General features: G+C 67.2%; 13 protein-coding genes. 1 reads left to right on the top strand and 12 read right to left on the bottom strand.

Annotated features, from left to right (window positions below):
* Positions 1-140: 140 nt before the first annotated feature.
* The gene (secA, locus tag MKD38_RS21435) at positions 141-2,921 is read right to left on the bottom strand and encodes a preprotein translocase subunit SecA (RefSeq protein WP_252679778.1); all 2,781 of its coding nucleotides are present in this window, start codon (positions 2,919-2,921) and stop codon (positions 141-143) included.
* A gap of 258 nt (positions 2,922-3,179) precedes the next feature.
* On the opposite strand from secA, the gene MKD38_RS21430 reads away from it, so the two are divergent.
* Positions 3,180-3,683: a DciA family protein gene (locus MKD38_RS21430; protein ID WP_252679776.1), complete on the top strand. Its 504-nt coding sequence runs from the start codon at positions 3,180-3,182 to the stop codon at positions 3,681-3,683.
* A gap of 69 nt (positions 3,684-3,752) precedes the next feature.
* Here the strand turns inward: MKD38_RS21430 and lpxC are convergent, their stop codons facing one another.
* The 11 genes from lpxC to mraY all read right to left on the bottom strand — a co-directional run bounded on the left by lpxC (position 3,753) and on the right by mraY (position 16,854).
* Entirely contained in the window at positions 3,753-4,670 is a 918-nt protein-coding gene (gene lpxC, locus MKD38_RS21425) for a UDP-3-O-acyl-N-acetylglucosamine deacetylase (RefSeq protein WP_012353947.1), read from the bottom strand.
* Between the two features lie 153 nt (positions 4,671-4,823).
* Positions 4,824-5,330: a peroxiredoxin gene (locus tag MKD38_RS21420; RefSeq protein WP_252679773.1), complete on the bottom strand. Its 507-nt coding sequence runs from the start codon at positions 5,328-5,330 to the stop codon at positions 4,824-4,826.
* 476 nt (positions 5,331-5,806) lie between these two features.
* On the bottom strand, positions 5,807-7,000 hold the full coding sequence (gene ftsZ, locus MKD38_RS21415; protein WP_252679771.1) for a cell division protein FtsZ: 1,194 nt from the start codon (positions 6,998-7,000) through the stop codon (positions 5,807-5,809).
* A 179-nt stretch (positions 7,001-7,179) separates the two neighbouring features.
* Positions 7,180-8,412 carry a cell division protein FtsA gene (gene ftsA, locus MKD38_RS21410; protein ID WP_012353950.1) on the bottom strand — a complete coding sequence of 411 codons (1,233 nt, stop codon included), beginning with the start codon at positions 8,410-8,412 and terminating at the stop codon, positions 7,180-7,182.
* Entirely contained in the window at positions 8,409-9,347 is a 939-nt protein-coding gene (locus MKD38_RS21405; protein WP_252679770.1) for a cell division protein FtsQ/DivIB, read from the bottom strand. The genes ftsA and MKD38_RS21405 overlap by 4 nt, the downstream gene beginning before the upstream one ends.
* Positions 9,348-9,374: 27 nt before the next feature.
* Complete coding sequence (locus tag MKD38_RS21400) at positions 9,375-10,358, bottom strand: D-alanine--D-alanine ligase (RefSeq protein ID WP_115704895.1); 984 nt, start codon at positions 10,356-10,358, stop codon at positions 9,375-9,377.
* Positions 10,355-11,782, bottom strand: a complete 1,428-nt coding sequence (gene murC, locus MKD38_RS21395; RefSeq protein WP_092306212.1) for a UDP-N-acetylmuramate--L-alanine ligase — start codon at positions 11,780-11,782, stop codon at positions 10,355-10,357. Before murC ends, MKD38_RS21400 begins: the two co-directional genes overlap by 4 nt.
* A 21-nt stretch (positions 11,783-11,803) precedes the next feature.
* Complete coding sequence (gene murG / locus MKD38_RS21390) at positions 11,804-12,874, bottom strand: undecaprenyldiphospho-muramoylpentapeptide beta-N-acetylglucosaminyltransferase (RefSeq protein WP_252679768.1); 1,071 nt, start codon at positions 12,872-12,874, stop codon at positions 11,804-11,806.
* Positions 12,871-14,112 (bottom strand): putative lipid II flippase FtsW, encoded by a 1,242-nt coding sequence (gene ftsW / locus MKD38_RS21385; RefSeq protein ID WP_116600847.1) that lies wholly within the window; start codon positions 14,110-14,112, stop codon positions 12,871-12,873. The genes murG and ftsW overlap by 4 nt, the downstream gene beginning before the upstream one ends.
* Positions 14,109-15,620, bottom strand: a complete 1,512-nt coding sequence (murD, locus tag MKD38_RS21380; protein ID WP_252680021.1) for a UDP-N-acetylmuramoyl-L-alanine--D-glutamate ligase — start codon at positions 15,618-15,620, stop codon at positions 14,109-14,111. Before murD ends, ftsW begins: the two co-directional genes overlap by 4 nt.
* Before the next feature lie 64 nt (positions 15,621-15,684).
* Positions 15,685-16,854: a phospho-N-acetylmuramoyl-pentapeptide-transferase gene (gene mraY, locus MKD38_RS21375; RefSeq protein ID WP_012353957.1), complete on the bottom strand. Its 1,170-nt coding sequence runs from the start codon at positions 16,852-16,854 to the stop codon at positions 15,685-15,687.
* Positions 16,855-16,862 lie beyond the last annotated feature (8 nt).

The raw sequence follows: 16,862 nt of genomic DNA, 5'->3' as shown, positions 1-16,862 counted from the left end.
CAGGACTCCTCGATGTTGCTGCTAGCGACTTGCTGGTCTCAGACGAACATGCCCGCGAAGGGCGGGCATGTTCGATTCCTCTTGCGCCACTCCCGTGCTACGGGGAGCGGCATCATACCGGATGCCCGGCGTGGCTCAGCTCAGCTGAGCCTGCCGTGGCACTGCTTGAACTTCTTGCCCGAGCCGCACGGGCACGGATCGTTGCGGCCGACCTTGGGCATGCCCGCCAGCGCCAGTTCGGCGGCGGCCACGGCGGTGCCGGTGCGCGGCGATGGCGCCGCCTGCTCGACCGGCTCGCGGCCTTCGGCGAACTCGTCGTGCTTGTACTGCACGTTCTCCAGGTGCGACAGGCCTTCCTCGATTTCCTCGGAGGCCTGTTCCAGTTCTTCCGGCGACTGGATCTGCACGTTGAAGGTCACGCGCGTGACTTCGTTCTTGATCACGTCCAGCAGGCGCGCGAACAGCTCGAACGACTCGCGCTTGTATTCCTGCTTGGGGTCCTTCTGCGCATAGCCGCGCAGGTGGATGCCCTGGCGCAGGTGGTCCAGCGCGGCCAGGTGCTCGCGCCAGTGGGTGTCGATGCTCTGCAGCATGACCGAGCGCTCGAAGCCGGCGAACGACTCGCGGCCCACCATGGCCACCTTGCTGTCGTAGCGCTCGGCCGCCGCCTTCATGATCAGGTTGAGCAGCTCTTCGTCCTCGATGCTCTGCGCGCCCTCGATGGTCTGCGCCAGCGGCACTTCCAGGCCCCAGTCCTCGCGCAGGCGCGTTTCCAGGCCGGCAATGTTCCACTGCTCTTCCATGGTGTCGGCCGGCACGTGGTCGCGGAACAGCTCGATCAGCACGCTCTCGCGCAGGTTGACCACCATTTCGCCGACGTCATTGGCTTCGAGCACGTCGTTGCGCAGCTTGTAGATTTCCTTGCGCTGGTCGTTGGCGACGTCGTCGTACTGCAGCAGCTGCTTGCGGATGTCGAAGTTGCGGCCTTCGACCTTGCGCTGCGCCGATTCGATCGAGCGCGTGACAATGCCGGCTTCGATCGGCTCGCCCTCGGGCATTTTCAGGCGCTCCATGATGGCGCGCACGCGGTCGCCGGCGAAGATGCGCAGCAGCTGGTCGTCCAGCGACAGGTAGAAGCGCGACGAACCCGGGTCACCCTGGCGGCCGGCACGGCCGCGCAGCTGGTTGTCGATGCGGCGCGACTCGTGGCGCTCGGTGCCGACGATATGCAGGCCGCCGGCGGCCTTGACCTGCTCGTGCAGCGACTGCCATTCATCCTTGAGCTGCTGGATGCGCGCGATCTTGTCGGCGTCGGCCAGGCTGGCGTCGGCCTCGATGAAGCCGGCCTGCTTCTCCACGTTGCCGCCGAGCACGATGTCGGTGCCGCGGCCCGCCATGTTGGTGGCGATGGTGATCATCTTGGGGCGGCCGGCCTGGGCCACGATCTCGGCTTCGCGCTCATGCTGCTTGGCGTTGAGCACCTGGTGCGGCAGCTGCTCGCGGTCGAGCAGACCCGACAGGTATTCCGAGGTCTCGATCGAGGTGGTGCCCACCAGCACCGGCTGGCCGCGCTCGTAGCAGTCGCGGATATCGCGCACCACGGCGTCGTAGCGTTCCTTGCCGGTCTTGTAGATCTGGTCCTGCAGATCCTTGCGCTGGGCCGGGCGGTTGGTCGGGATCACCACCACTTCCAGGCCATAGATCTCCTGGAACTCGTACGCTTCGGTGTCGGCCGTGCCGGTCATGCCGGCCAGCTTCTCGTACATGCGGAAGTAGTTCTGGAACGTGACGGTCGCCAGTGTCTGGTTTTCCTGCTGGACGGTGACACCTTCCTTGGCTTCCACAGCCTGATGCAGGCCATCGGACCAGCGGCGGCCGGTCATCAGGCGGCCGGTGAATTCGTCGACGATCACGACTTCGTCGTTCTGCACCACGTAGTGCTGGTCGCGGTGGAACAGGCTGTGCGCGCGCAGGGCCGCGTACAGGTGGTGCATCAGCGTGATGTTCTGCGGCGCGTAGAGCGATTCGCCCTCGCCGATCAGGCCCAGCTGCGACAGGATGTCTTCGGCCTTCTCATGGCCGGCCTCGGTCAGGTAGACCTGATGACCCTTCTCGTCGACGTAGTAGTCGCCCGGCTTCTCGACCCCGGTGCCGTCGGCCTTTTCTTCGCCGATCTGGCGCTCGAGCAGCTTGGGGATGCCGTTCATGCGCTGGTACAGATCGGTCTGGTTCTCGGCCTGGCCGGAGATGATCAGCGGGGTGCGGGCCTCGTCGATCAGGATCGAGTCCACCTCGTCGACGATGGCGTAGTGCAACGGCCGCTGCACGCGCTGCGACGGGTCGTAGACCATGTTGTCGCGCAGGTAGTCGAAGCCGAACTCGTTGTTGGTGCCGTAGGTGATGTCGGCGCTGTAGGCCGCCTGCTTGGCGTCATGCGGCATCTGCGACAGGTTCACGCCCACCGACAGGCCCAGGAAGTTGTACAACCGGCCCATCCACTCGGCATCGCGCTGCGCCAGGTAGTCGTTGACGGTGACCACGTGCACGCCCTTGCCGGTAATGGCATTCAGGTACACGGCCAGCGTCGCGGTCAGGGTCTTGCCTTCGCCGGTGCGCATTTCGGCGATCTTGTTGTCGTTCAGCACCATGCCGCCGATCAGCTGCACGTCGAAGTGGCGCATCTTCATGACGCGCTTGCTGGCCTCGCGGCACACGGCGAAAGCCTCGGGCAGCAGCGCCTCGAGCGATTCGCCACCGGCGTGGCGCTGCCGGAAGGCCTCGGTCATGCCGCGCAGCTCGTCGTCGGAGAGCTGCTCGAACTTCGGCTCCAGCGCATTGATCTGCGCCACCGTGCGGCGGTATTGCTTGATCAGCCGCTCATTGCGGCTGCCGAAGACTTTCTTGAGAAGGCCCGTGATCATCGATTGCTTTCACCTGCGCGGAACCGGGTGGCATCCCCAGGGAAGGCGGGCTGCCCCGGCGGCCGGGCGCGGTAATGGATAGATTGGCGCAAAACGCCGAGTTTATCATGTGCCGGGGTCACGCCCGGCGGCTCGGCGCGCTGGCGCGGACACTGCCGCAAGCAGTTTGGGATGGTTGCGCCGGCTTCAATCCGGGCGCCCTCGCTTTCCGCCCGCGCTGCCCTGCGTGCACGCGCCGCCCCTTGCTAGAATGGACCCATGCGCCGCTTCACCCATCCCGCCCTGCAGACCCCCGCCGCCAAGCCGCTCAACGACTGGCTGGACAAGGCCGGCCCGGTGTCGACGCTGCTGCAGACCGCGCGCCAGCTGTCGGTGCTGGAAGCCGAGGTGCTGGCGTTGCTGCCGGCCGGCATGCGCGCGGGCCTGGCCGTGGCCGGCATCAAGCGCGACCCGTCCGACCCCAGCGGCCAGGTGCTCCTGTTGCTGGCGGCCCATGGGGCGGCCGCGGCGCGGGTGCGCCAGGTCGTGCCGACGCTGCTCGGACGCCTGCAGCAGCGCGGCTCGCCGGTCACCTCGATCCGCGTGCGGGTGCAGCCGGAGGTGCAGCGCCATTCCGACTGGGAGGTCGAGCCCGTGGCACGCCCGCGCACCGGCGGCCGCATGACGCCGACCGGGCTGGCCAATCTCGACCAGCTCGCGCGCAGCCTGCCGGATTCGCCGCTGCGCGACGCGCTCAATACCCTGCTGTCACATCACCGCTAAGCGTGTGCGCCGCGTCCAAAGCAAAAGAGCCGACCTGTGCAGGTCGGCTCTTTCTCTATGCGGGGCAGCTCAGGCGAAAGCCGGCTGGGCCTGCGGCAGGAACGCGGCCGGCGCTTCCTCGACGCGATCGAAGGTAACCAGCTCGTAGGCCTCCTGGTCCGCCAGCAGCGCGCGCAGCAGCTGGTTGTTCAGGCCGTGGCCGGACTTGTTCGCCACATAGGCGCCGATCAGCGGATGTCCCACCACGTACAGGTCGCCGATCGCATCCAGGATCTTGTGGCGCACGAACTCGTCGCCGTAGCGCAGTTCCTCGTTGTTGAGCATGCGGTGCTCGTCCAGCACGATCGCGTTGTCCAGGCTGCCGCCGCGCGCCAGGCCCATTTCGCGCAGGGCCTCGACCTCGTGCGCAAAGCCGAAGGTGCGGGCGCGCGCAATTTCGCGCACATAGCTGGTGTCGGCGAAATCGATCGAGAAGGTCTGGCCGGTCTTGTCGACCGCCGGATGGCGGAAGTCGATGGTGAACGACAGCTTGAAGCCGAAGAACGGCTCCAGACGCGCCAGCTTGTCGCCTTCGCGCACTTCCACCGGCTTCTTCACGCGGATGAAGGTCTTGGGCGCGTTCTGTTCTTCGATGCCGGCCGACTGCAGCAGGAACACGAAGGACGCCGCGCTGCCGTCCATGATCGGGATTTCCTCGGCGTCGACGTCGACATAGAGGTTGTCGATGCCCAGGCCGGCACAGGCGGACATCAGGTGCTCGACGGTGGAAACGCGCGCGCCATCCTTCTGCAGCACCGACGCCAGGCGCGTGTCACCGATGGCCGACGCGGCCACGGGAATCTCGACGGCCTCGGGCAGGTCGACGCGGGTAAAGACAATGCCGGTACCCGCCGGCGCCGGACGCAGCGTCAGCGTGACCTTGCGGCCGGAGTGCAGGCCGATGCCAACGGTCTTCACCAGGGATTTGATCGTGCGCTGTTTGAGCATGACAGCCTCAACAATTATTAAAATCTATCGTGTTATCTTTTTGATTAAGGGATTTTACCACCACATCCGGGGCGCTGCAGCCGGGTTTTGTTTCCGGCTGTTAACACGCCCGTCACAAGTTACGTATTATCCACGTTTACCCGGATGACTGTGTCAGCCACGCAACGCCGCCAGCACCGCCTCGGCGCTGCTGACACGGAATTCACCAGGCGCCTCGACATCGAGCCGGGTCACCACGCCATCCTCGATCACCATGGCAAAGCGCTTGGCGCGCACGCCCATGCCGCGCGCGCTCAGATCCTGGTCCAGGCCCAGTGCACGCGTCCACTCGGCGCTGCCGTCGGCCAGCATCCGGACCTTGCCGGCCACCTGCTGCTCGCGGCCCCATGCACCCATCACAAAGGCGTCGTTGACCGAGACGCACCAGACCTCGTCCACGCCGGCGTCGCGCAAGGCCTCGGCATGCTGCACGAAGCCCGGCACATGCTTGGCCGAACACGTCGGGGTGAAGGCGCCGGGCAGACCAAACACGACGATCTTGCGGCCGCGGACCAGGTCCGCCACCTTGAACGCATTGGGGCCGAGCGCGCAGCCGTTGCTTTCGGTTTCGAAGAACTCCTGCAGCGTGGCGTCGGGGACGCGGGAACCGACAGTGATCATGGCTTTCCGGTTTTCCTTGGGTGTCTGAACGGGTCTATGAAGGATAGGACGGATGCGGGGCCGCATGGCGCCGCGTTGGCGCTGGACAACCTAACGATCATAGGCGCCGGACCGGCGCTGCCAAAGCCGGATCACATCCGCTTACGTTCGGCCCAATATCCGGACGGATTTCGATACAGCTGAAGACACTACAAAGACGTCCGCGCGGCGCACCTTTGGGGTGCGCCGCGCGGACGGCGATACATCCCGACCGGGAAGGCGGGAAACCAGTCCGGGGAGGCGGCCAGCGGCACGCCCGAACCCGGCAACGGGATGCGGGTGAAGTCAGTCCGGCGCAGGCGCGGCGCCGCCAGCAGCCCGAAGGTTCACGTCAGCCATGCAAGGCACGCGCGGATGGGGAGCGCACGTGCATCGCGACCAGGCGACGCGTTCCGTCAGGCGGCCGGTGGAGGCACCGATGCCGCGCCAGGCAGGCTTCAGTCTGCCTGCTTGCGCAGGAAGGCCGGGATGTCGTACGTATCCACACCCTTTTCCTGCAGCGCCGCCACGTGGGCCGATGCCGACTCACGCGAGCTGCGCCACACTGCCGGCGTATCGAGGTTGCTGTAGTCCGGCGAGCTGTGCTGCGCGGCGGTGGCGGCCATGCTGGCCATCATCTGCACCGGCATGTTGTCGGTGCCGGTCTTCAGCAGGGTCATCGGCTGTTGCTTCTTGGCCGAGCGGCCCAGGCCGGTCGCGACCACGGTCACGCGCAACGCATCGCTCATCGAATCGTCGTACACCGTACCGAAGATCACGGTCGCATCTTCCGCGGCGTAGCTGCGGATGGTGTTCATGACTTCCTTGGTTTCCGACAGCTTCAGCGAACGGCTGGCGGTGATGTTGACCAGCACGCCGCGCGCGCCGGACAGGTCCACGCCTTCCAGCAGCGGGCTGGCCACGGCCTGCTCGGCCGCCAGGCGGGCGCGATCGACGCCCGACACGGTGGCCGTCCCCATCATGGCCTTGCCCTGCTCGCCCATCACCGTCTTGACGTCTTCAAAGTCGACGTTGACCAGGCCGTCAACGTTGATGATCTCGGCAATGCCGGCCACCGCGTTGTGCAGCACGTCGTCGGCGCACTGGAAGCACTTGTCCATCTCGGCGTCGTCGCCCATCACTTCGAACAGCTTCTCGTTGAGCACCACGATCAGCGAGTCGACGCTCGATTCCAGCTCGCTGGAACCGTGCTCGGCCACCTTGGCGCGGCGCGCGCCTTCGAAGTCGAACGGCTTGCTGACCACGCCCACGGTCAGGATGCCCATCTCCTTGGCCACCTGCGCGACGATCGGCGCGGCGCCCGTGCCGGTGCCGCCGCCCATGCCGGCAGTGATGAAGACCATGTGCGCGCCGCGCAGCGCGTCGGCGATCTGCTCGCGGGCCTGATCGGCGCAACCGCGACCGACTTCCGGCTTGGCGCCAGCGCCCAGGCCCGTATTGCCGAGTTGAAGCACGCGCGAAGCGGTGGAACGCTTGAGCGCCTGGGCGTCGGTATTCATGCAGATGAATTCAACGCCCTGGACACCGCGGCTGATCATGTGCTGCACGGCATTGCCGCCCGCGCCGCCCACGCCGACCACCTTGATGATGGTGCCGTCCATCACTTCCGTTTCGATCATGTCAAAGTCCATCACTGCCTCCGAGAAAAATCAGTCCCCAGACGATGCGGCCTCCCCGCCGCAACCCCTGGTTTCTGAACAAGAAACCAAAAAAAGAAAATCAGAAAACTTCCATCCGGCACGCCGGCCTGTCCGGTAGACCGCCCTGCCCGCGCGCCGTTGCATCGTTAGCGCGTCAATTTCCGCATCGATCAGAAATTGCCGACGAACCATTCCTTCATGCGGGTCCACACCTGCTTGACCGAGCCGCTCTGCACCGCCACCTTGCGCCCGCGCATGCGCTGCACGCGACCTTCCAGCAGCAGGCCCATCACGGTCGCGTAGCGCGGGCTCTTCACCACCTCGTGCAGGTTGCCGCGGTACTCGGGCACGCCGACGCGCACGGGCTTGAGGAAGATGTCCTCGCCGAGCTCGACCATGCCCGGCATCATCGCGGTCCCGCCGGTGATGACCACGCCCGACGACAACAGCTCTTCATAGCCCGACTCGCGCACCACTTGGTGCACCAGCGAGTACAGCTCTTCGATGCGCGGCTCGATCACCGCGGCCAGCGCCTGGCGGCTGAGCGTGCGCGTGCCGCGGTCGCCCACGCCCGGCACCTCGATCATGTCTTCCGGGTCGGCGATCGCCTGCTTGGCGATGCCGTACTGGATCTTGATGTCCTCGGCGTCCGGCGTCGGCGTGCGCAGCGCCATCGCGATATCGTTGGTGATCTGGTCGCCGGCGATGGGGATCACGGCCGTATGGCGGATCGCGCCTTCGCTGAAGATGGCGATGTCGGTGGTGCCGCCGCCGATGTCGACCAGCACCACGCCCAGTTCCTTCTCGTCTTCGGTCAGCACCGCCAGGCTCGACGCCAGCGGCTGCAGGATCAGGTCATGCACTTCCAGGCCGCAGCGGCGCACGCACTTGACGATGTTCTGCGCGGCACTGACCGCGCCGGTGACGATATGCACCTTCACTTCCAGGCGGATGCCGCTCATGCCGATGGGCTCGCGCACGTCCTCCTGGCCGTCGATGATGAATTCCTGCGTCAGGATGTGCAGGATCTGCTGGTCGGTCGGGATATTGACCGCCTTGGCGGTCTCGATCACGCGCGCCACGTCGGTCTGCGTGACTTCCTTGTCCTTGATCGCCACCATGCCGCTGGAGTTGAAGCTGCGGATATGGCTGCCGGCAATGCCGGTGAAGACCTCCGAAATCTTGCAGTCGGCCATCAGCTCGGCCTCTTCCAGCGCCTTCTGGATCGACTGCACGGTGGCCTCGATGTTGACCACGACCCCTTTCTTCAGACCCTTGGACTCCGACTGGCCCATCCCGATCACCTCGTAGCTGCCGTCGGGGCGCAGTTCCGCCACCACGGCCGCCACCTTCGAGGTGCCGATATCGAGACCGACCAACAGGTCCTTGTATTCCTTGCTCATCGGGTTTTCTCCGCGTTCTTGCTCTTCAGTCGCGTCGGATTGTTGTTGGATGTACCTGAAACCGTTGCGGCCGCCCCCGGCCTGGCAGCGCTCGTCGCCGCGCTCGCCGCCTTCGCCTTGGCCGCTCGCTCTGCCTTTTCCGCCCGCACCGCCGCCGCGATCTGCGCCTCGGTCAGGAAGCGCGCATTGGCGGCGCGGATGGCGAAGCCGTTGGGATAGCGCAGGTCGGCATATTCGATCTGGCTGCCCCATTGCTGCGTGACCTGCGGCCAGGCCGCGACGAAGCGGCGCACGCGCTGGTCCATCGCGGTGCGGTCCTCGTCGTTCTGCTCGCGCCCCAGCTCGACCTCCATGCCGTTGGACAGGCGCGCGCGCCAGGCGTAGCGGCCCGACAGGGCCACCGCCAGCGGCTCGGCCTTGAGCGGCTTGAACCACTGGCGCATGACCTCGAGCTTCTCGATCACGTCGCCTTCGCTGTCCGGCGGCCCGTCCAGCGCCAGCAGCTGCGCGTCTTCTTCCGCCTCGGCGGTGTTGGCGACAAAGATCTCGCCATAGGTATTGATCAGGCGGCCGCTGTCGGGTGCGCCCCAGGTGCCCAGCGCCTCGTGCTCCTCGACCTCGACCGCGAGGCCGTTGGGCCATTCGCGCCGCACGCTGGCGCGCCGCACCCACGGCACCGACTCGAACGCCTGGCGCGCCGCGTTCAGGTCGAGCGTGAAGAAGTTGCCGGTCAGCTTGCCCAGCGCGCTGGCGCGCACGCTGGGTGCGTTCACGTGGCGCAGGGCGCCGCCGTCCATCGGGCCGATCTCCACGTGCGTGATGGCAAACACCGGCCGCTGCGCCAGCCACAGCAGGCCCGCCGCGAGCGCCATCAGCGCCACCACCGCATACAGCGTGGAGGCGATCAGGTTGAGCAGGCGTGCGTTATGCCACATGGTCCGGTGCGGTCCTGTCGGGTGAAGTTATTCGGGTTTCCAATGCTCGTTGGGATGCAGGTCCAGCGTCGCGGCGGCCACCACCTGCAGCACGAAGTCCTCGTAGCTGATGCCGACCGCGCGCGCCGCCATCGGCACCAGCGAATGGCCGGTCATGCCGGGCGAGGTATTCATCTCGAGCAGGAAAGGCGTGCCGTCGGCGCGCAGCATCACGTCGGCGCGCGCCCAGCCGCGGCAGCCCAGCACGCGGTAGGCCTGCACCGCCAGCGCCTGCACCTGCCGCTCGACTTCGGCATCCAGGCCCGACGGACACAAGTACTGGGTATCGTCAGTAAAGTACTTATTTTGATAGTCGTAGTTGGCCTCGGGCGCAACGATGCGGATCACCGGCAGCGCTTCGGCGCTGTCGCCTTCGCCCACCACCGGGCAGGTCAGCTCGGCGCCGTCGACGAAGGTCTCGGCGATGACGTCGTTGTCCAGCGCCGCGGCCTTGTCGAAGGCGGCGCGCATCTGGTCCGCCGCGGTAACCTTGGTCAGCCCGATCGACGAGCCTTCGCGCGCCGGCTTGACGATCAGCGGCAGGCCCAGGTCGGCCACCACCGCGTCAAAGTCGGTGCTTGCCTGCAGCATGGCGAAGCGCGGCGTGGCCAGGCCGTGCGTCATCCACAGGCGCTTGGTGGCCTGCTTGTCCATGGCCAGCGCCGACGCCAGCACGCCGCTGCCGGTGTACGGCACGCCCAACTGCTCGAGCAGGCCCTGGATGGTGCCGTCCTCGCCGTAGCGGCCGTGCAGCGCGATGAAGACGCGGTCGAAACCGGCCGCTGCCAGCTCGGCCACGCCCTGCAGGCCGGGGTCGAAGCCGTGCGCGTCCACGCCGCGCGACTGCAGCGCGGCCAGCACGCCGTTGCCGGACATCAGCGAGATCTCGCGTTCGGCCGAGCGGCCGCCCAGCAGCACGCCGACCTTGCCCAGCGACTTGGGATCGATATTGGGATGGGCGACGAAGCTCATGCCTGGCTCCCTTGCTGCAGCGGTTGCTGGTGCGACACCAGTTGGCCGGGCACGCCGCCGATCGAGCCGGCGCCCATGGTCACGACCACGTCGCCGGGCCGTACGGCATTCAGGATGGCCTGCGGCATTTCTTCCATCTGCTCCACGAAAACAGGTTCGACCTTGCCCGCCACCCGCAGCGCGCGGGTCAGCGCACGGCCATCGGCGGCGACGATCGGGGCCTCGCCGGCGGCATAGACTTCGGCCAGCAGCAAGGCATCGACCGTGCCCAGCACCTTGACGAAGTCTTCAAAGCAATCGCGCGTACGGGTAAAGCGGTGCGGCTGGAACGCCAGCACCAGGCGGCGCCCGGGGAAGGCACCGCGCGCGGCGGCCAGCGTGGCGGCCATTTCCACCGGGTGGTGGCCGTAGTCGTCGACCAGCGTGAAGGTGCCGGCGCCGTCGGGCGTGGCGACTTCGCCGTAGCGCTGGAAGCGGCGGCCAACGCCGTGGAATTCACGCAGCGCTTTGACAATGGCGGCATCGGGCACTTCCAGCTCGGTGGCGATGGCGATCGCCGCCAGCGCGTTCTGCACGTTGTGCATGCCGGGCAGGTTCAGCACGATCTCCAGCGGCGGCTCGGCGTGCTGGTTCAGCTGGCGCAGCACGGTGAAGTGCATCTGGCCGTCGACCGCGCGCGCATCCACGGCGCGGATCTGCGCGTCTTCGGCAAAGCCGTAGCGCACCACCGGCTTGGACACGAACGGCAGGATCTCGCGCACGTTGGGATCGTCCACGCACAGCACCGCGATGCCGTAGAACGGCAGCCGCTGGGTGAATTCGATGAACGCCTGCTTGAGCCGGGCAAAGTCGTGCCCGTAGGTGTCCATGTGGTCGGCATCGATATTGGTGATGACCTCGATCACCGGGAACAGGTTCAGGAACGAGGCATCCGATTCGTCGGCCTCGGCCACGATGAAATCGCCGGTGCCCAGGCGCGCGTTGGCGCCGGCCGAGTTCAGCCGGCCGCCGATGACGAAGGTCGGATCGAGGCCGCCTTCGGCCAGCACCGATGCCACCAGGCTGGTGGTGGTGGTCTTGCCGTGCGTGCCGGCAATGGCCACGCCCTGCTTCAGCCGCATCAGTTCGGCCAGCATCACCGCGCGCGGCACCACCGGGATGCGCTGGCTGCGCGCGGCCAGCACTTCTGGGTTGTCGCCGCTGACCGCGGTCGACACCACCACGGCGTTGGCGCCGCTCACGTTGGCGGCGTCGTGGCCGTGCATGACGGTGGCGCCCAGCGACGCCAGGCGCCGCGTGGCGGCATTGTTGCCCACGTCCGAGCCCGAGACCTTGTATCCCAGGTTCAGCAGGACCTCGGCGATGCCGCTCATGCCGGCGCCGCCGATGCCCACGAAGTGGATGTTCTTGACGATATGCTTCATTGGATTGCTGCTTCGCTCACTTCAGTCCCTGGCCAGCTCGCTGCATACCTCGGCGACGCGCCGGGTTGCCTCAGGCCTGGCCAGTCCGCGCGCCAGGCGCGCCATGTCCTTCAGCTGCGGCCGGGTCAGGCTGGCAATGGTCTGCGCCAGGCCCTCGGCCGTCAGGTCTTTCTGCTGCACGAGCAGGGCCGCACCCTGGCTCGACAAAAACTGTGCGTTGGTGGTCTGGTGGTCGTCCACCGCATGCGGGAACGGCACGAACAGCGCCGCCACGCCCGCCGCGGCCACTTCCGACACCGTCATCGCGCCGGCACGGCAGATCACCAGGTCGGCGTCGGCATAGGCGCGCGCCATGTCGTCGATGAACGGCAGCGTCTGCGCCGGCACCTGCGCCGCGGCGTAGTTGGCGCGCAGCGTGTCGATCTGCTTGGCTCCGGCCTGGTGCGTAACCACCGGGCGCTCGCCTTCCGGCAGCAGCGCGATGGCCTTCGGCACCACCTCGTTCAGCGACGCGGCGCCCAGGCTGCCGCCCACCACCAGGATGCGCAGCTGGCCGATGCGCTGGTCGTAGCGCGACTCGGGTGCATCCAGGTGCGCCAGTTCCTCGCGCACCGGGTTGCCGGTCCATTCGCCGCCGGGCAGCGTGTCCGGGAAGGCGCACAGCACGCGGTCTGCGACCCGGGCCAGCACCTTGTTGGCCAGCCCGGCGATCGAGTTCTGCTCGTGCAGCACCAGCGGCCGTCCCAGCAGCGAGGCCATCATGCCGGCCGGGAAGGTGATATAGCCGCCCATGCCCAGCACCACGCTCGGACGCACCCGCCGCAGCGCGGCGATGCTTTGCCAGAACGCGCGCAACAGGTTCAGCGGCAGCAGGAACTTGGTCACCAGCCCCTTGCCGCGCAGCCCGCCGAACTGGATGAACTCCATCGGGATGTCGTGCTTCGGCACCAGCGTGGCTTCCATGCCGGTGCGGTTGCCCAGCCAGACTACGTTCCAGCCCTGCGCGCGCAGCGCCTGTGCGACCGCCAGCCCGGGGAACACATGCCCCCCGGTGCCGCCGGCCATCACGAGCAGGGTGCGCGACTGCGTCATACCTTCCCTCCTCGCATCAGCACACGGTTTTCGTAGTCGATGCGAAGGAGAATCGCCAGCGCCACGCAATTCATCAGGATGCCCGAGCCGCCATAGCTGACCAGCGGCAGCGTCAGCCCCTTGGTCGGCAGCAGGCCCAGGTTAACGCCCATGTTGATAAAGGTCTGCCAGCCGATCCAGACGCCGATGCCCTTGGCCACCAGGCCGGCAAAGGTGCGGTCCAGCTGCAGCGCGGTGCGGCCGATATTGAAGGCGCGCCGCACCAGCCAGTAGAACAGCACGATCACCACCAGCACGCCGATAAAGCCGAATTCCTCGCCGATCACGGCGAGGATGAAGTCGGTATGCGCCTCGGGCAGGTAGTGCAGCTTTTCGATGCTGCCGCCCAGCCCCACGCCGGTCCACTCGCCGCGGCCGAAGGCGATCAGCGAGTGCGTCAGCTGGTAGGCCTTGCCGAGCGCGTTGCTCTCTTCCCACGGGTTCAGGTAGGCGAAGATCCGCTCGCGCCGCCAGGGCGACGCGGTGATCAGCAGCGCGAAGGCCCCGATCGCCACCCCGACCAGGCCGGCGAAGAGCTTGCCGTTGATGCCGCCCAGGAACAGGATGCCCATCGCCACCGCGGCGATCACCAGGAACGCGCCCATGTCGGGTTCCAGCAGCAGCAGCAGGCCCACCACCACCACCGCCACGCCCATCGGCAGGAAGCCCTTGGACACGGTCTGCATCCACTCCTGCTTGCGCACGGTGTAGTTGGCGGCATACAGCACCACCGCCAGCTTCATCAGCTCGGACGGCTGGAAGTTCATCACGCCCAGCGGAATCCAGCGCCGTGCGCCGTTCACGCCCTTGCCGACGAACGGCACCAGCACGATCACCAGCAGGATCAACGCGACGATAAACAACTTGGGCGCATAGCGGTCCCACACCTTGACCGGCACCTGGAACGCGGCCAGCCCGACCGACAGCCCGATCCCCAGCGCGAACGCATGGCGCATCAGGAAGTGGCTTTCGCGGTAGTTGGCGTAGCGCGGCGAGTCCGGCAGCGCGATCGAGGCCGAGTAGACCATCACCAGGCCGAGCGCGAGCAGCACGATCGAGACCCACAGCATGGGCTGGTCGTACTCCATCATGCGCGAGCGGGTCGGCTTGACGCCCGACACCGCGTCGCGCAGGCCACCCCAGGCATTGCCGATGGTGGCGCCGATAAAACCGCTGCGCTTGACCTGTGCGTCGCTCATGGCAGGATCCCCCGGGACAGGGCCAGTTCTTCCACCGCGCCGCGGAACACCTCGGCGCGATGCACGTAGTTGCGGAACATGTCCAGGCTGGCGCACGCCGGCGACAGCAGCACCGCATCGCCGGCTTCGGCCAGCGCGGCGGCCTGCGTCACCGCCTCTTCCAGCGTGGCGGCGTCGACCAGGCTGGCGCCGCTGCCCTGCAGCGCATCGCGCAGCTCGGCCGCGGCGCGGCCGATCAGCACCACCGCGCGCGCGTACTGCGCCACCGGCGCGGCCAGCGGCGAGAAATCCTGTCCCTTGCCCTCGCCCCCGGCGATCAGCACCACGCGCTTGTCCAGGCCCGACAGCGCGGCCACGGTGGCGCCCACGTTGGTGCCCTTGCTGTCGTCGAAATACTCGACATCGTCGATGGTGGCGACCCACTCGACGCGATGCGGCTCGCCGCGGTATTCACGCAGGCCGTGCAGCAGCGCGTTCAGCGGCAGGTCGATGGCACGGCACAGCGCCAGCGCGGCCATCGCGTTGGTGGCGTTGTGCATGCCGCGGATATGCAGCGCGTCGGCCGGCATCAGGCGCTTGTGGCGCACCGGCACCGCTTCCGGGGCGGGCTCGGCGGCCTTGCGGCGGCGCGGCTTGCCCTCCCCTTGCGCGTCGGGATCGGGCTCGGCCAGCACCAGCCAGGGCATGCCGCCCTCGCGCAGGATGCCGAAGCTGCCCGGCACTTCGGGCAGGTCGATGCCGAAGGTCACCGGCGCGGCGCCCGGGCGTGCCATGTCCAGGGTCAGGCGATCGTTGCGGTTCAGCACCTGCACGCAGGCATGGCCGGCCGGGCCGAAGATGCGCGCCTTGGACGCGGCATAGGCTTCCATCGAGCCGTGCCAGTCGAGGTGGTCCTGCGTCACGTTGAGCACGGTGGCAGCATGCGGCGCCAGCGTATGGGCGGTTTCCAGCTGGAAGCTCGACAGCTCCAGCACCCAGACCTCCGGCAGCGACGCCGCGGCGATGCAGGCCGACAGCTTGTCCAGCGCCGACGGGCTGATATTGCCCGCCACCGCCACGCTCTTGCCGGCGCGCTCGACCAGCCGGCCGGTCAGCGCGGTGGTGGTGGTCTTGCCGTTGGTGCCGGTGATCGCCAGCAGCTTCGGCGCATAGCCGGACTCGGCTTCGAGGTGGCGCAGCGCGCGCACGAACAGCTCGATTTCACCCCACACCGGGATGCCGCGCGCCTGCGCCGCGGCCAGCAGCGCGCCGGTGGCGGCCTCCAGCGGGGACAGGCCGGGGCTGATCGCCACAAGGCCGATGCCGTCGAGCAGGCTTTCGGCGAAGGGGCCGCCGACGAATTCGGCCGAAGTCAGTTCGGCCTGCAGGAACACAAGGTTGGCGGGCGCCTCGCGCGTGTCGGCCACGCGCACCGCGCAGCCGTTCAGGCCACACCAGCGCGCCATGGCCAGCCCCGACTCGCCGAGGCCCAGTACCAGCACATGAGGTTTTTGCAGCTCGCCAAACACTTCGATTTCCTGCCCTTGGTTTCCTGTATCGATCAAGCCGCGCCTCTTCAGCGCAGCGTCTTTCTTAACGCAGCTTCAGCGTCGACAACCCGATCAGCACCAGCAGCATGGTGATGATCCAGAAGCGCACCGTGACCTGGGTTTCCTTCCAGCCGCCCAGCTCGAAATGGTGATGCAGCGGCGCCATGCGGAACAGCCGCCTGCCCTCGCCATAGCGGCGCTTGGTGATCTTGAACCACGTGACCTGCGCCATCACCGACAGCGTTTCCACCACGAAGATGCCGCCCATCACGAACAGCACGATCTCCTGGCGCACGATCACCGCCACCGTGCCCAGCGCGCCACCCAGAGCCAGCGCGCCGACGTCGCCCATGAACACCTGGGCCGGATGCGCGTTGAACCAGAGGAAGGCCAGCCCCGCCCCGCCCAGCGCCGAGCAGAAGATCAGCAGCTCGCCCGCGCCCGGGATATGCGGGAACAGCAGGTACTTGCTGTAGACCGCGTTGCCCATCACATAGGCAAACACGCCCAGCCCGCCGCCGACCAAGACCACCGGCATGATCACCAGGCCGTCCAGGCCGTCGGTCAGGTTGACCGCGTTGCTAGAGCCCACGATCACCAGGTAGGTCAGCACGATGAAGCCGGCCACGCCCAGCGGATAGCTGATCTCCTTGAAGAAGGGCACGATCAGGTTGGACTTGTACGGCATGTCCAGCGACAGCCCGCCCTCGACCCAGTTCAGGAACAGCTCCCACACCCGCACGTTGCTGCTCTCGGACACCGAGAACGCCAGGTAGACCGCGGCCACCAGGCCGATCAGCGTCTGCCAGAAAAACTTCTCGCGGCTCGACATGCCGCGCGGGTCGCGATACACCACCTTGCGGTAGTCATCGACCCAGCCGATCGCGCCATAGCCGAAGGTGACCAGCATCACCACCCAGATAAAGCGGTTGCCCCAGTCGCACCACAGCAGCGTCGACACTGCGATCGACACCAGCACCAGCACGCCGCCCATGGTGGGCGTGCCGGACTTGACCAGGTGCGTCTGCGGGCCGATGGTGCGCACCGCCTGACCGACCTTCAGCTCGGTCAGCTTGCGGATCACCCACGGCCCGAACGCCAGGCCGATCACCAGCGCGGTGACGTTGGCCATCACCGCGCGGAAAGTCAGGTAGTTGACGACCCGGAGGAAGCTGTAGTCGTTTTGCAGCCACTGGGCCAGAGCCAATAACATCGTGTTGT

The sequence above is a fragment of the Cupriavidus sp. WGlv3 genome (genome assembly GCF_023952475.1).
In the GTDB taxonomy this organism is placed as follows: Bacteria; Pseudomonadota; Gammaproteobacteria; order Burkholderiales; family Burkholderiaceae; genus Cupriavidus; species Cupriavidus phytorum.
This window is presented reverse-complemented; position numbering and strand designations above follow the sequence as displayed.

What these genes read in the sequence shown, in the direction of transcription:
- secA (WP_252679778.1), bottom strand. Translation starts at nt 2,921, where the DNA reads ATGATCACGGGCCTTCTCAAGAAAGTCTTCGGCAGCCGCAATGAGCGG.
- MKD38_RS21430 (WP_252679776.1), top strand. Translation starts at nt 3,180, where the DNA reads ATGCGCCGCTTCACCCATCCCGCCCTGCAGACCCCCGCCGCCAAGCCG.
- lpxC (WP_012353947.1), bottom strand. Translation starts at nt 4,670, where the DNA reads ATGCTCAAACAGCGCACGATCAAATCCCTGGTGAAGACCGTTGGCATC.
- MKD38_RS21420 (WP_252679773.1), bottom strand. Translation starts at nt 5,330, where the DNA reads ATGATCACTGTCGGTTCCCGCGTCCCCGACGCCACGCTGCAGGAGTTC.
- ftsZ (WP_252679771.1), bottom strand. Translation starts at nt 7,000, where the DNA reads ATGGACTTTGACATGATCGAAACGGAAGTGATGGACGGCACCATCATC.
- ftsA (WP_012353950.1), bottom strand. Translation starts at nt 8,412, where the DNA reads ATGAGCAAGGAATACAAGGACCTGTTGGTCGGTCTCGATATCGGCACC.
- MKD38_RS21405 (WP_252679770.1), bottom strand. Translation starts at nt 9,347, where the DNA reads ATGTGGCATAACGCACGCCTGCTCAACCTGATCGCCTCCACGCTGTAT.
- MKD38_RS21400 (WP_115704895.1), bottom strand. Translation starts at nt 10,358, where the DNA reads ATGAGCTTCGTCGCCCATCCCAATATCGATCCCAAGTCGCTGGGCAAG.
- murC (WP_092306212.1), bottom strand. Translation starts at nt 11,782, where the DNA reads ATGAAGCATATCGTCAAGAACATCCACTTCGTGGGCATCGGCGGCGCC.
- murG (WP_252679768.1), bottom strand. Translation starts at nt 12,874, where the DNA reads ATGACGCAGTCGCGCACCCTGCTCGTGATGGCCGGCGGCACCGGGGGG.
- ftsW (WP_116600847.1), bottom strand. Translation starts at nt 14,112, where the DNA reads ATGAGCGACGCACAGGTCAAGCGCAGCGGTTTTATCGGCGCCACCATC.
- mraY (WP_012353957.1), bottom strand. Translation starts at nt 16,854, where the DNA reads ATGTTATTGGCTCTGGCCCAGTGGCTGCAAAACGACTACAGCTTCCTC.